Annotated in this window: 15 protein-coding genes and 1 other annotated feature; of the genes, 13 read left to right on the top strand and 2 right to left on the bottom strand. The window is 48.8% G+C overall.

Features of this window, described 5'->3' with window-relative positions; all coding sequences use genetic code 11:
* Positions 1-33 precede the first annotated feature (33 nt).
* From BN6628_RS10200 to BN6628_RS10235, 8 genes are all read left to right on the top strand, one after another.
* A complete protein-coding gene (locus BN6628_RS10200) occupies positions 34-663 on the top strand; it encodes a nucleoside recognition domain-containing protein (protein WP_068617030.1) in 630 nt (209 codons plus the stop codon).
* 6 nt (positions 664-669) lie between these two features.
* Positions 670-1203: a spore maturation protein gene (locus BN6628_RS10205; protein ID WP_068617032.1), complete on the top strand. Its 534-nt coding sequence runs from the start codon at positions 670-672 to the stop codon at positions 1201-1203.
* Positions 1204-1310: 107 nt separating this feature from the next.
* Complete coding sequence (locus tag BN6628_RS10210; protein WP_068617033.1) at positions 1311-2057, top strand: pseudouridine synthase; 747 nt, start codon at positions 1311-1313, stop codon at positions 2055-2057.
* Between the two features lie 181 nt (positions 2058-2238).
* Positions 2239-2763, top strand: coding sequence for a thiol-disulfide oxidoreductase ResA (resA, locus tag BN6628_RS10215; protein WP_068617035.1), 525 nt, complete (start codon positions 2239-2241; stop codon positions 2761-2763).
* Positions 2764-2785: 22 nt separating this feature from the next.
* On the top strand, positions 2786-4459 hold the full coding sequence (gene resB, locus BN6628_RS10220; RefSeq protein WP_068617038.1) for a cytochrome c biogenesis protein ResB: 1674 nt from the start codon (positions 2786-2788) through the stop codon (positions 4457-4459).
* Positions 4456-5733 (top strand): cytochrome c biogenesis protein CcsA, encoded by a 1278-nt coding sequence (gene ccsA / locus BN6628_RS10225; protein WP_068617039.1) that lies wholly within the window; start codon positions 4456-4458, stop codon positions 5731-5733. Before resB ends, ccsA begins: the two co-directional genes overlap by 4 nt.
* A 71-nt stretch (positions 5734-5804) precedes the next feature.
* A complete protein-coding gene (locus BN6628_RS10230; protein WP_068617042.1) occupies positions 5805-6521 on the top strand; it encodes a response regulator transcription factor in 717 nt (238 codons plus the stop codon).
* The gene (locus BN6628_RS10235; RefSeq protein WP_068617044.1) at positions 6522-7976 is read left to right on the top strand and encodes an ATP-binding protein; all 1455 of its coding nucleotides are present in this window, start codon (positions 6522-6524) and stop codon (positions 7974-7976) included.
* A 201-nt stretch (positions 7977-8177) separates the two neighbouring features.
* Here the strand turns inward: BN6628_RS10235 and serA are convergent, their stop codons facing one another.
* A complete protein-coding gene (gene serA / locus BN6628_RS10240) occupies positions 8178-9770 on the bottom strand; it encodes a phosphoglycerate dehydrogenase (RefSeq protein WP_068617046.1) in 1593 nt (530 codons plus the stop codon).
* Positions 9771-9925: 155 nt separating this feature from the next.
* Positions 9926-10158: a binding site (T-box leader), on the bottom strand.
* Positions 10159-10301: 143 nt separating this feature from the next.
* On the opposite strand from serA, the gene BN6628_RS10245 reads away from it, so the two are divergent.
* Positions 10302-10898, top strand: a complete 597-nt coding sequence (locus BN6628_RS10245; RefSeq protein ID WP_068617049.1) for a CPBP family intramembrane glutamic endopeptidase — start codon at positions 10302-10304, stop codon at positions 10896-10898.
* Positions 10895-11314 carry a hypothetical protein gene (locus tag BN6628_RS10250; RefSeq protein WP_068617051.1) on the top strand — a complete coding sequence of 140 codons (420 nt, stop codon included), beginning with the start codon at positions 10895-10897 and terminating at the stop codon, positions 11312-11314. Before BN6628_RS10245 ends, BN6628_RS10250 begins: the two co-directional genes overlap by 4 nt.
* 88 nt (positions 11315-11402) lie before the next feature.
* Here the strand turns inward: BN6628_RS10250 and BN6628_RS10255 are convergent, their stop codons facing one another.
* Positions 11403-12044 carry a polysaccharide deacetylase family protein gene (locus tag BN6628_RS10255; RefSeq protein WP_089153546.1) on the bottom strand — a complete coding sequence of 214 codons (642 nt, stop codon included), beginning with the start codon at positions 12042-12044 and terminating at the stop codon, positions 11403-11405.
* Positions 12045-12402: 358 nt separating this feature from the next.
* Here BN6628_RS10255 and BN6628_RS10260 point away from each other — a divergent pair, with 358 nt between their 5' ends.
* From BN6628_RS10260 to prsW, 3 genes are all read left to right on the top strand, one after another.
* Complete coding sequence (locus BN6628_RS10260; RefSeq protein WP_068617053.1) at positions 12403-12741, top strand: hypothetical protein; 339 nt, start codon at positions 12403-12405, stop codon at positions 12739-12741.
* Positions 12742-12934: 193 nt separating this feature from the next.
* The gene (locus BN6628_RS10265) at positions 12935-13549 is read left to right on the top strand and encodes a genetic competence negative regulator (protein WP_068617055.1); all 615 of its coding nucleotides are present in this window, start codon (positions 12935-12937) and stop codon (positions 13547-13549) included.
* A 104-nt stretch (positions 13550-13653) separates the two neighbouring features.
* Entirely contained in the window at positions 13654-14343 is a 690-nt protein-coding gene (prsW, locus tag BN6628_RS10270) for a glutamic-type intramembrane protease PrsW (protein WP_068617057.1), read from the top strand.
* Positions 14344-14382 lie beyond the last annotated feature (39 nt).

Genomic DNA, 14382 nt, shown 5'->3' on the forward strand with positions numbered 1-14382 from the left:
AAGGTAAATGAGTAGCATGGGGGAGGAGTTAACATGGTAAACAAGATTTGGCTGGCCTTTATCCTAATCGGTTTTGGTTTCGCCGCGGCCAAAGGCAATATCGGCATCGTGACCGAAGCCGCATTTGATGGGGCTACCACCGGAGTTACCGTCTGTTTTGGCCTGATCAGCATCCTTGTGTTCTGGATGGGAATGATGAGGCTGGCTGAGGAATCGGGCTTGGTCCGTGGATTATCCAAGCTGTTAGGACCTGTGGTTTCCTTTCTGTTCCCGGATGTGCCGAAGAATCATCCAGCCATGGGGTACATACTGTCCAATATGAGCGCGAACATCCTGGGGCTTGGAAATGCAGCAACGCCAATGGGCATTAGAGCTATGCAGGAACTACAGACACTTAATCCTCATAAAGAAACAGCTTCACCGGCAATGTGCACGCTGCTCGCTCTGAATACGGCAAGTATTACTTTGATTCCGACTACCCTGATTGCCATCCGCCTTGGGTTTGATTCCGCAAATCCGGCGGAAATTGTGGGTCCGACGCTGCTTGCAACCCTGATTGCAACTTTAGCGGCGATTATGGCGGACCGGTGGTACCGAAACCGGTACTTGAGGAGAAGGCCTCCGGTTATCCCGCCAGCCGCAAATTTGTCGGCGGAGAGGTGACCCAAGGTGCAGACTTGGATTCATATATTCTCCAACTGGGCGGTTCCGGTAATTATTGCCTTCATTCCTTTGTTTGCATTTGTACGCAAAGTGCCGGTCTATGAATCATTTGTGGACGGGGCCAAGGATGGGTTCAATACGGCGATTGGAATTATTCCACATCTGGTCGGCATGATGGTGGCGATCAGTGTATTTCGCGCCTCGGGAGCAATGGATTTCTTTACCGGGTGGATCGCTCCGCTGATGACCAAGCTGGGCGCGCCGCCGGAAGTTCTTCCTCTTGGCTTCCTGCGCCCTCTCACAGGAACGGGTTCCCTGGCGTTTACCACCGATTTGATCAAGACCTATGGTCCGGATTCTATGATCGGCCGAATTGCATCCACTATTCAAGGCAGCACGGATACAACCTTTTATGTACTGACGGTGTATTTTGGCGCCGTAGGCATCCGAAATGGCATGTATGCCTTGAAAGTAGGCCTATTCTCGGACGTAATAGGGTTTGTTGCCGCTATTGCCGTATGTCTTCTTGTGTTCGGCTGATAAGAATCAGCATGTCCCATAATGGTAAAGCTAAGATAGCCCTCTTCGGAGGGCTATTGTGATTTTATACCTTAGTGGGTATCATTAGGATGAGGTGACTTATAGACATGGAAAGATTACAAAAGATTTTGGCCCAGGCCGGAGTGGCATCAAGAAGAAAATGCGAGGAAATGATTCTGGCTGGCAAAGTACAGCTGAACGGGGAGACGGTGACAGAGCTTGGCACCAAAGCAGACCCGGCTGTGGATGTGATCACAGTTAATGGAAAGGCCATCGGAATCGAGAAGAAGCTGTACCTGGTATTCAACAAGCCGAAAGGTGTGATTACCAGTGCCTCCGATCCGAAAGGGCGCAAGATCGTGACGGATTATTTAAAAGGTGTGAACGAGCGGGTATTCCCGGTTGGACGCCTTGATTATGATACAGAAGGACTTTTGCTGCTGACGAATGACGGGGACTTTGCTTACCTGCTTACCCATCCCAAGCACCATGTGCCTAAGACGTATCTAGCGACGGTTAAAGGGGTTCCGCACGGCACAGAGCTGGACAAGCTGAAGAAAGGTGTCATGCTGGAGGATGGTATGACCGCGCCGGCAGAGGTCGATTATTATGACGTTGATCCCGACGGGAAGGAATCTACAATCCGGATCACGATTCATGAGGGCAGAAACCGTCAGGTCCGACGGATGTTCGAGTCGATTAATCATCCGGTTCAACGGCTGAAGAGAATATCTTTCGGAGACCTTCACCTCGGCAATATGAAGCGTGGTTTATATAGACATCTGACCCCGGCAGAAGTAGAAGATCTCAAACGGAGCGCCAAGAAAGAGAAGAAGCACGGAAAAGGGCAGTAGTCACATAATCTTCAAATTACGGCGCTGAATATGTGTCGATATTCGATATAATATTCATAGGATATTCACCGAATGTCCATAAATACAGAATCAGCTATGACTAATGTCACATCACAAATCGTGATTTACTGCTGTGTGTCTGTATTTATCACATTGTCATTAGAAGGGGAGCTACTTTGGTATGAAGAAATACAGGCGACCGGTGCAAATCGTGATTCTGCTCTTCATCGTGATTTTGGGCGGCTATGCGATCAGCTCGGCTGTGCTCGGTTCCCACGACAGGCTGGAGACAGGCGATAAGGCGCCTTCTTTCTCATTGCTTGGTATTGACGGCCGTGTACATCAATTGAAGGAATACGAAGGCAAGGCCATGGTTATTAATTTCTGGGGATCATGGTGCAAGCCCTGTGTGAAGGAAATGCCCGCATTGCAGCATCAGTGGGAGAAATGGAAGGACAAGGGCGTAGTCGTTGTCGGGATCAACGCAGGTGAAGATCAGATGACGGTTCAGAATTTTGCCGAGGGCCGCGGAGTAACTTTCCCGGTTCTGCTGGATCCGGATAGCGAAGCTCAACGGGATTACAACATCTCGCCTCTTCCCACGACTTTTTTTGTAAGCGCTAAAGGTGAAATCACCTCCATTCATCAAGGCGAGCTTGATCTGGATACCCTAGACAGTCAGATCAGCCAGTTGGTGAAGCCATGATGAGACAGGAGGGGACTGCACGTTGATTGAAAATACGAAATGTGAATGCGGACACCAGAACCGTGTTGGCACCGTACTCTGTGAAGCCTGCGGCAAGCCGCTGATCGAGCTTGGTGAAGCCGGCGGGCTTCTGGAGATGCGTTACGATGGGGCTGCCCGGCGCTCCCAACGGGCCAATCCGGGCATTATCGATTTGGTTTGGAATTTCTTCTCATCGGTTAAGGTCGCTGTTTATTTGATCGTTCTTACATTGCTCGGAGCTATGCTTGGTACGATATACCCCCAGGTAAGCACATTTGTTAATCTTCAGAACCCAGAAGAATATTACAAGAACACTTATGGTACGCTTGGGAGTATTTATTATCAGCTTGGACTTGCGGACACCTATAATTCCTGGTGGTTTATCCTCCTGCTGGTCATGATCGGCTCATCGCTTGTCATTTGCAGCCTTGACCGGGTGCTGCCCCTCTATAAGGCGCTCTCCAAGCAAAAGATCAAGAAACACATGGAGTTCCTTACCCGTCAAAGAGTTGTATATCAGGGGCAGGTTGAGGGCAGCGCGGAAGAATGGATTCAGCGTGCCGCTCCGGTTATCAAGAAGAAGGGCTACCGGGTACATACGGAGGGAACGGCGCTTCTTGCCGAGAAGCAGCGGTTCAGCCGTTGGGGGCCTTATGTCATCCATATCGGACTCATTATCTTTCTATTGGCGGTGTTATTCCGCGGAATGCCTGGACTGCATATGGATGAATATGTCAGCTTCCCGGAAGGCGAGATCAAGCGGATTCCCGGTACGACCTTTTATTTGAAGAATGAACAGTTTACTGTTAAATATTATACCGAACAAGAGCTGCCGAAAGAATTTCAGAACAAGGGCAAACTTGTGGCTAAGCTGTTTCAGACTAAAGCTGTTTTGTATGAATGTACATCGAATTGTAATGATCCTTCCAAGACCCCCCAGCTGAAAGAAGTGACTCGTCACGATATTGAGGTCAACAAACCGCTGGATTATAAAGGTTTGGTTGCTTATCAATATGACTTTGATCTTACACCGAAGCTTCGTTCCGTTCAGCCGGTTCTGGTTAATAAAGTTACTGGTGAAGAATATGGCAAGTTCAAGCTTGACATGATGAACCCCCAGCGAAGCTTTACACTTGGACCTTATACACTTGAACTGAAAAACAAGTTTATGGACTTCATGTTAAATGATGATGGGGAACCGACATCCAAGTCTCCAAACCCGAATGCTCCGGCATTTCTTTTTCTTGTAAAAGGTCCGGATCTACCCAAAGACGGGGCTCAATACCTTTATTTTCCTAAACAAGTGGACAAAGAACGCTTCCAACAGGATTTAATTAATGAGAAATTGGGCGGGGTAGAGAAGAAGCTTGAACTCGATGTGAAGCACATGACCGACGTAGACTTCTCGAAAGCATCGAGTTATCTGAATATCCGCATGGACCGTGCGATGCCATTCGTCTGGACCGGGCTTGCCATCGTCATGTTAGGCCTTGTGCTCGGATTCTATTGGACACACCGCCGGATTTGGCTGCGGATTGACGACGGACAGCTTACTTTGGGTGGACACACCACAAAGAACTTCTTTGGCTTGCGCCGTGAAGTGGTTGCCATTTTGAAAACGATGGGAATCGAAGTTGATGAGAAGTCACTGGATAACGGGAGGAACAAAGGATGAGTTTAGCGGACTTACTTGAGATTAGTAAACAGGCATTTATGTATTCTTTCTTCTTATACTGTATTTCATTTATTGCTTTTGCGGTCTCAGTCATCGGAAAAAGCTGGCGAAACCGCGATCCCGTGCAGCATGAGCGCAAGTGGGGCCGGCTCTCTTTCTTTATTTCCACGGTAGGTTTGCTTGGACACCTGCTGTACTTCGGAACGCGCTGGGCTGCGGCGGGCCGGATTCCTGTCAGCAACATGTATGAGTTTATGTCATTCCTGTCGATGATGATCATGGTGGCATTTACGATCGTGTTTATCATCTACCGTAAAACGCTGCTTGGCCTGTTCGCACTGCCGATTGCCATTATTGTAATGGCTTACGCAGCGGTGTTCCCGACCGAGGTGCAGCCGCTGATTCCGTCCCTACAGTCCATTTGGCTGTATATTCACGTTACGCTTGCGGCAACCGGTGAGTCCTTCTTTGCCGTAGGTTTTGCGGCAGCCTTCATGTATTTGCTGCGTACGGTGAACTTTGACGGAAGAGAGAAGTCTGACCGCCGCCAGAGATGGTGGGTGGAGTTCACCATGTTCTCCATTGTCATTGTCATTGGCTTCATCGTTGTCGTATTCGCATTCCGCGCTTCCGGCTATCAAGCCGTCTTCTCAAGCGAACAAGTGGTGGCAGCAACCGAGACTTCCCCTGAGGTCAGCACAAAAAGCGATTCCGTTGTCTATAATATGCCGCCGATTGTAGCGCCTTATAACAGCAAGACAGACAGCATGCAGAGCTTTCTCGGGATGAACAGTCCACTGCTGCATGCGCCTTCTTGGATTGAAGGCGTGACAGCGGGCCGTAAATTGAATACAATTGTCTGGTCGGTAATTGCAGGCGCCATTATTTATGCGCTGCTTCGCCTGCTTGTGCGCAGACCCCTAGGAAAGCTGGTTTCTCCGCTGCTTAAAGGGCTGGACCCGGATGATCTGGATGAAATCAGCTATCGGGCGATTGCTATTGGGTTCCCCATTTTTACGCTTGGCGCCCTTGTCTTCGCCATGATCTGGGCACAGCAGGCTTGGGGAAGGTTCTGGGGATGGGACCCGAAAGAGGTGTGGGCTCTTATCAGCTGGCTGTATTACAGCGCTTATCTGCATTTGCGCCTATCCCGCGGATTCCAGGGACGCAAAGCCTCCTGGTTGGCCGTTCTTGGCTTCCTTGTGATTATGTTTACTCTTGTAGGGGTCAATTTGGTTATCGCAGGTCTTCACTCCTACGCGGGTACGAATTAATAGTATAATAACGATAAATTGGCTTTGTCCCGCACAAGACCATAGGTAAGATGATAAAGGGGTTGTTGTCGATGTCAGATCAATTAAATCGCATTCTGGTTGTAGACGATGAGGAACGTATCCGCCGTCTGCTCAAGATGTACCTGGAGAAGGAAGGCTATGAAATTGACGAAGCGGAAGACGGGGAGACTGCACTGCGTAAAGCTAGTGCAGGAGACTACGGCCTTATTTTGCTGGACGTTATGCTTCCCGGTATAGATGGGGTGGAGGTCTGCAACCGGCTTAGACAGGTTAAATCCACACCGGTTCTAATGCTTACCGCCAAAGGTGAGGAGATCAACCGGGTTCAAGGCTTTGAAGTTGGGGCTGACGATTATGTCGTGAAGCCGTTTAGCCCGCGTGAGGTGATTTACCGGGTTAAGGCCATTCTTCGAAGATCATCTGCGACTGCCTATCTGTCCAAAGAAAGCGGGACAAGCAACAATATCGTATTCCCGAATTTGGTGATTGAGCATGATGCCCACCGGGTAACGGCCAGCGGGCACGAGGTAAGCCTTACACCGAAGGAATATGAGCTGCTACATTACCTGGCTGTATCGCCGGATAAAGTATTCTCCCGTGAAGAATTGCTTAAGGATGTATGGAATTATGAGTTCTTTGGGGATCTCCGTACGGTGGATACGCATGTTAAGCGTCTCAGAGAGAAGCTGAACAAGGTGTCACCTGAATCGGCAGCCATGATCACCACGGTATGGGGTGTAGGCTACAAGCTTGAGGTGGCTAAATAGGTGAAAAGATTCTGGAGAACGCTCGTCGGTAAGCTGTGGATCACGATCATATGCCTGGTTGCCAGTGTCCTGATCATTATGGGACTTTTCCTGCTCCCTTATATCGATACCAATTTTACAAATTCCGGTGCGATTAAGAAGCTGTTTACCCTTGTCTCTATGATTGGTTTTTCGATGACCACGTTCTTTGCACTTTTGCTGTTTAACAAAATAACCCTTCCCATGCAGCAGCTCATCCGGGCTGCTGATTCGGTTCGCAAGGGGAGATACGACACCAGGTTGTCCCTGCGGACAAGTGATGAAATCGGGGAACTCGCGAACTCCTTCAACCATATGGCCGAAGAGCTTGAGAATACCATCCGCAGTCTCAATCATGAGAAGGAGCACTTGTCCAGTGTGCTGCGGAGTATGAATGACGCGGTAATTACCATGGATATAGAAGGATCGGTCATTCTAACGAACCCACCGGGAGACGCCATCATGCAATCCTGGAGTTCTCTTGGAGAGGATCAGGAGACCGAGGCGCATACCGCAACCTTACATCCGGGCAGATCCCGTGTACCCGAGCCTCTTCTTCCCATGTTCCATCGCCTTCTTAGCGAGGGTGGTGATCACAGTATGAACATTCACGTTAAACAAAATGTCTGGTCGGTGCATATGGCTCCACTGGCCTCAGACGGGGACGTGCGGGGAGCTGTGGCTGTTCTGCGAAACGTGACTGAAGAAGTGCGCCTTGAGAAGATGCGCCGGGACTTCGTTGCCAATGTGTCCCACGAGATTCGTACCCCGCTTTCCATGATGCAGGGCTACAGTGAGGCTCTGCTTGACGGCATGGCTGCATCTCCTGAGGAAAGCGAAGAGCTCATTCAAGTTATTCATGATGAATCGCTGCGGATGGGAAGGCTGGTCAAGGATTTGCTGGACCTTGCCCGTATGGAAGCCGGGCATACGGATATTGTGATGCGGCCGTTGGATTTCAAAGAGCTGCTGGAAAGGGTATATCGTAAATTCAGCGTGAGGGCCAAAGATCGGGAGATTGATCTCGTCCTTAGCTGTGCGCAGGAATCGCTTGTAATTGAGGAGGGGAACGAGGACAGGCTGGAGCAGGTGCTGACGAATCTGCTTGACAATGCCTTTAGACATACGCCTGGAGGCAAGCGGATTGAGATCTCGGCTGCCCGAGTCAGCAGCAGCCGGGGCAGCCAGGAAATTCATGTGGATATCAAGGATGAAGGTGCCGGGATTCCGCCGGACGATCTCCCGTTCATTTTTGAACGTTTTTATAAGGCGGATAAAGCCAGAGTGCGCGAAGAGTCCGGGGGCACTGGACTTGGGCTTGCCATTGTGAAGAACATTGTGGAGGCCCATCACGGCACGATCAGCGCGGTGAGTGAGGTAGGTAAGGGTACAACATTCCAGCTACACCTCCCTGTCGAAAGGAAGCAATATGAATAACAAACCTGAAATAATCACTGTATTTTGTTGAATGGCGTTGATAAATCTTGTTCAACGTGGAACAAGAGAAGGGAAGGCTAGGCTCACGGCCTCCTGCAAGGCCAATGATCATTCAACTCAAACACAAAGAACCTCCAATCCACAGGCTGTGGTTGGAGGTTCTTTGTGTCTGCCGTTAGATCGGCGTAATCTTATTAAGACTTAAGAAAGTACGATTTCCTGGGCTGTGTTAATTTCAGGAAGCTTGGTCAACTGATCAAGTACTTCCTTGGATACAGCCTTATCTACGGTAAGCACCATGATCGCTTCTCCGCCGACGATTTTACGGCCTACTTGCATAACCGCAATATTGACATCGTTGTTCCCAAGCAGGGTTCCCACTTTGCCGATAATCCCCGGTTTATCGTTGTGGGAGATGTAGATCAGGTTTCCTTTTGGTTCGATGTCTACCGGGAATTTGTTGATCTGAACAACCCGGTCGCCGTAACCTGAGAGCAGAGTACCAGCTACCCGGCGCTCATCGCCGCTCTGAAGTTTCAGGCTTACACTAATCAGGTTCGTAAACCCTTTGGCTGCGGACGTTTTCGATACGACCACGTTGATTTCTCTGGCCTTGGCAAGGTGCATCGAATTGACGATGTTCACATCATTGCCGAAGTGACGGGACAGAATGCCTTTTACGATATAACGGGTAAGCGGTTGAGTGTCCACATCGGACAATTCGCCTGCATAGTCCACAACAATCTCTTTAACCGCCTCGTTATTGATCTGGGCAGCGATCGTCCCCAGCTTCTCACCTAGGGAGAAGTAAGGCTGGAGCTGATTCATGACACTTGCGGCTACAGGCGGCATATTCACGGCGTTCTTGAATGGCTCGTCTCTTAAGATATGCAGAACCTGTTCCGACACATCGATGGCCACATTTTCCTGTGCTTCCACGGTGGATGCACCAAGGTGAGGAGTCACGATAATTTTCGGATTGTTAAGGAACGGGTGATCCGGCTGCGGAGGCTCGTTCTCGAATACGTCAAAAGCAGCTCCGGCCACAATGCCTTCATTAATCGCATCCACAAGAGCCAACTCGTCAATAACGCCGCCACGGGCACAGTTTACAATGCGCATACCTTTCTTCATGACTGCGAACTGAGGTGCGGAAATCATGCCGCGGGTTTCTGGAGTCAGCGGTGTGTGGACCGTGATGAAATCAGCGTTTCTTACAATATCATCAACAGTGGCCAGCTTCACACCCATCTTCTCGGCACGATCTTGGGTAAGAAACGGATCGTAACCCAAAATATCCATTCCGAAAGCCTTGGCACGCTTGGCTACTTCGCTTCCGATACGTCCCATTCCAAGTACGCCCAGGGTTTTGTTGCGAAGTTCAACCCCCAGGAAGGATTTGCGGTCCCACGTTCCGCCAATGGTCTTGGCATAAGCCTGCGGGATATGACGGGCAAGCGCCATCATCATGGCAAAGGCATGCTCACAGGTGGTGATGGTATTCCCGTCAGGAGCATTAATGACTATAATCCCGCGCTGGGTGGCTGCCTCAAGATTAATGTTGTCAACCCCGACACCGGCACGACCCACGACTTTGAGACGGGTGCCTGCGGCCATGATTTTCTCTGTAACCGTCGTTTGGCTGCGGACCAGAAGCGCGTCGTATTCGGGAATAATGCGGATGAGTTCATCCTCAGTAAGCCCCGTCTTTTTCTCTACTACGACATCGTCTGCTTCCACGAGCTGCTGGATTCCGAGATCACTGATCGGATCCGATACTAACACCTTAAACATGTTGATTTCCTCCTCCTAGAAATTGAAAGCGTAATATAATTAAAAGGTCCGTCATAGTGACGATATCCTCATAATACGTTCTTCATCTCATTATAGCAGCAGCGCGTCAAAGGGGAATCATAAATAAAAACCCCCGACCGCATACTACTACCGTAGTAAGGGACGAGAGTTGTTCGTGGTACCACCCTAATTCGCTGATCCTTTGCAGGGTACAGCCTCATTGTCTGTATCGACATCAATGATAACGGAGTTAATCCGATTACACCTACTGATCTGTTCGGCATAATGACTCAGGATTGCTAAAGTTCACATTTCCACTACCGGTTTGCAGCAACCACCGGCTCTCTGTAAGCTTCAATCGTGACTTTGTTTCCTTCAACGTGTTTGACGGAACTAATTTTTTTCATAATGTATCACAGGCTGTAGAAGGGTGTCAATAGGGGAAAAGCGGGTTAACCGGACCGCTCCTTGAATCCCACCGTGTATTTAGGTTATGATTTTTATAATACATGTTAAAGGACAGACACTTCAATGAAAAAATTCAAGTTTGGCAAGGTAAAAATTGAGTCTATTGACCCAGGGCAGATTAATGAGAGGCTTCTGCTAATTAATCTGTACATTACACAGTGTCTGGCCTTGATCATAGGTCTGGTTATTATTTTCTTCCAGAAACAGAATCTATTATCCCTGTTTAACCTTACCGCCGGCGGAATGAATGTTGTATATTGGGGGGCAGGATTGGCTGGAATTATGTTTGTAGTGGATTTACTTCTATCCAAAGTAATTCCTGAGGAAAGCATGGATGACGGCGGAATCAATGAGCTCCTGTTCCGTAACCGGCCAGTTTGGCATATCGTGCTCATTGCCTTTTTTGTCGCCATATGTGAGGAGGTCCTATTTCGCGGAGCAATCCAGCATGCCTTCGGGCCCTATTGGACAAGCATCCTTTTTGCTATGATTCATATCAGGTATTTGAAACACTGGATTCCAACAGGCTGGGTGTTCTTAAGCAGCTATGGCCTAGGCTATATATACATTCATTCAGGAACACTATGGGCACCGATTCTATGTCATTTTCTGATTGATTTGGTATCCGGTCTGATCATTCGATTTCGGAGGGAAAGATGAACGAGCGCTTGAGCAGGATGGAGCGGCACAGCCGCAAACAGCAGAAGAGAAGAGCGATTCGTGAACACGATTCAAAGGCGGCTGAGAAGGGACTCGAACGGACAGAGACTCTGGGAGAAGGGCTAGGTAGAAGGAGACGAAACCCTAGGAAATCAAGCATGGCGCAGGAATTGCCAATGACCCGGGATGTGCCGATGCCTTCCAGGGCATCTGTGAGACGAAGCATTCAGGAGCCAGGACCTGAGGAAGACCTTACGGTTGAGGATATGCCCTCACGCAGGGAGATGTTCCCATCCCACCGGATTAAATGGACCAAATGGTTCTATAACTCCCTGGTAATTATTTTTATTGCTGTAACGATACTGTTGTTCTTCTGGGGTATGCAGCTGTCAACGTGGGGGATACATCGTAAGTAGGGAGTAAGGTTCGTTCTCGGAGCCTTTCGAACACAAACTGAACTTCTAAACAAAATCAGAGGCCACCCTTTGGGGAGGCCTCTTTTTGCTATCCTCCGGCGGCAGGCTCAACCGAGATGCTTGCCGGGTCCACGAAGTGGTACCCTTTTTCCTCAAGCTTGGTAAGCAGGGTGTCCAGTGCTTCAACCGTCCAGGGGAGCTCGTGCATAAGAATGTTGGCGCCCGGATGGAGCTGATCCAGCACATTTTTGATAACCTTGTCCGGATTTGTGGCTTTATCCTTCGATTTCAGTGTCCAGTCAAGCGATCCGTTCGACCAGGTCATGTAGAGCAGATGATGCTCCTTAGCCACCTTGCGGCCAACCTCACCGCCTTCCCCGAAAGGCGGGCGGAAGAAGACAGGAGCTGTGCCTGTGACCTCTTTGACGATATTCTGCACATCAACGATTTGTTTGGTCACTTTGGCCAAAGGTTCGGATTTAAGGGAGATGTGATCCCAGCTGTGGTTGCCGATCGGCTGTCCACGCTCGTGAATCAGCTTGAGAAGATCCGGATTCTCTTTGACCCGGTAGCCATTGACAAAAAAGATCGCTTTGGCGTGATGCTTGTCAAGCACGTCAATTATGGAGTTGATCCATTCTTTCTTCTTTGGGCCGTCGTCGAACGTAAGCAGGACAACTTTTCTCTCCGTACCTTCCTCATTCGGAACGATATTGTAAACCTTATTCATATGATATTTAACAACCGGAGGCTTGCTTACTTCTTGTTTTGAATCCGTCGGTTGAATTTGGCCTGAGGCGCTGCTCTCGGAAGATCCAGTTCCGTTCTTGCCGCTTGGATTAGAATTTTCTGTTTTGGCTGGTGGACTGGAAGGAGGTGTCTTGGTCTCATGGGTCTGGCTTGCCGATGGATGAGGAGTCTGGGCAGCATTCTGGCCTCAGGCGCTAAGCAACACGCATGCCGCCGCAATGATCAGCAGTTTTTTGTTAATCAAAGGATCACCTTCGCTTTCTAAAATTCCAGCCGCATGAGTTGACGGCGTTTGGCTAACACTACATACGATTCTAACATACAAGGAGGTGTTTAACGTGAGATCATCCTCATTTGTGGGAGGTTTAATTCTTGGAGCAGTCGCGGCAGTTTGGCTTTCCAAAAGAAAAACGCCGCTCTTCAGCACTGCGGGAACACTTGGCTTGTCAGGGCTCACTAAACAGAATGGTGAGAGCTCTTCCGTAGGAGCAGCTGCCTCCTCATACGGCTCGCAGGCGGGCCAAGTGTCTCCCAGTCAAACGACGTCCAGCGGCACGGTTCATTCGAAGGAATCCAACCTGAATACGATTAAGGATATCATTAAAGGTAATCCGGGTCTGCACCGTGAAGTAGAACAAATCCTCAAGGAAACCAACACGGTAATCCCAGGGCTGTAGGCAGATCCATCAAGAAAAGAATCAATTTCCGATGCTGTAACAGGCGATCCGGAAATGATTCTTTTTTTGTCTATATATTTACGTGCATTTGCCGAAAATAAATGATAACATACTTACATAGAACCATTTCCAGCACCATTTAAAACAGGTTTCATAATCTGTTGATAACACGGCTTGGAGAGGAGGATCCTGTATGAAAATAGAAAGATTGGGCCAGGATAAGATACGGATTTTCCTCACTTTTGACGATCTTAGCGAAAGAGGCATTCAGAAAGAGGATATGTGGCAGGAAATTCCTAAAGTCCATGATCTGTTCACTGAAATGATGGATCAGGCTTACAGCGAAGTAGGCTTTGATGCTTCAGGACCTCTTGCCGTTGAAGTCTTCGCTCTACCCGCCCAGGGTATGGTCGTCATTGTGACACGGGGGAAATATGAGAATCATCAATTTGGTTCATTGCATGAAGATGAAATGCCGGAAGAAATTTACGAAATGGAAGTTACGCTCGAACTAAGCGAAGCCATCGTGTATGCATTCAGTGATTTTGAAGCATTGATTGAAGCTGCTCATGTTTTGAAGCCAGCCATCACTGAAGCCGGCAGATTATTTAACTATAAAGGGAAATGGATTCTACATTTGGAACCGGACGATCTTGATGAAGGGAAGCACCCTGCACTGATCGCCGTTCTGGCGGAGTATGGCGAAGCCACTTCGGTTACTCCTGCGGTTCTGGAAGAGTACGGTAAGCTTATTATGCCTGAGAATGCCGTGCAAGTGATCTGCGAGCACTTTAAACGTCAATCTTAAGATATAAGCGAATTTAGATGTGCAATGCTCTTAAGCGGCGGTTATTTATCTACCGCCGCTTTAATTAGGTAGGAGCGGCTAGTAACCAAAAGGAGGAGAAGCCGTTGCTTTGGCTTGCTATAGGGACTGCAGCGGTAGCTCCAGGAATCGCGCTGCTTACCTATTTTTATTTGAAAGACAAATATGATGCGGAACCCCTTCACATGGTGATCAAGATATTTCTGCTTGGTTTTCTGATTGTGCTGCCCATTATGATTCTTCAGCGGGGGATGACCAACCTTCTAGGGCACAATTCATTTGTGGAGTCTTTCCTTGTGTCAGCTGGAATCGAAGAGCTGATCAAGTGGTTTGTTCTGTATCATATGATTTATAATCATATGGAATTTGATGAACCCTACGACGGGATTGTATATGCAACAGCAGTCTCCCTTGGCTTTGCAACGGTGGAGAACGTAATATTCGGGGTGTTTCATCAAGCTTCAGTAGGCACACTGCTTGTCCGCGCCCTGCTGCCGGTGTCCGGACATGCCATGTTCGGGGTGATCATGGGTTATTACTTCGGGCGCTCTAAGTTCTCTAAAGGATGGAAGAGCCGCAGATTTATGTTGTTTTCTCTTATCCTGCCGATATTCTGGCATGGGACTTATGACTGGATTTTGAATTATACGACACAATACTGGATATGGTATATTATACCTCTTATGGCTTTTCTCTGGTATGGAGGTATCGGCAAGATGTACCGGGCTAATGACCGGTCGCCCTTCAGGCTGACAGAGGCCGGGCGAAGCGACTAGATCAACCAATAAATGGGCACCCTTTTAGGTAAGATGGAT

This window comes from Paenibacillus tuaregi (assembly GCF_900086655.1).
In the GTDB taxonomy this organism is placed as follows: Bacteria; Bacillota; Bacilli; order Paenibacillales; family Paenibacillaceae; genus Fontibacillus; species Fontibacillus tuaregi.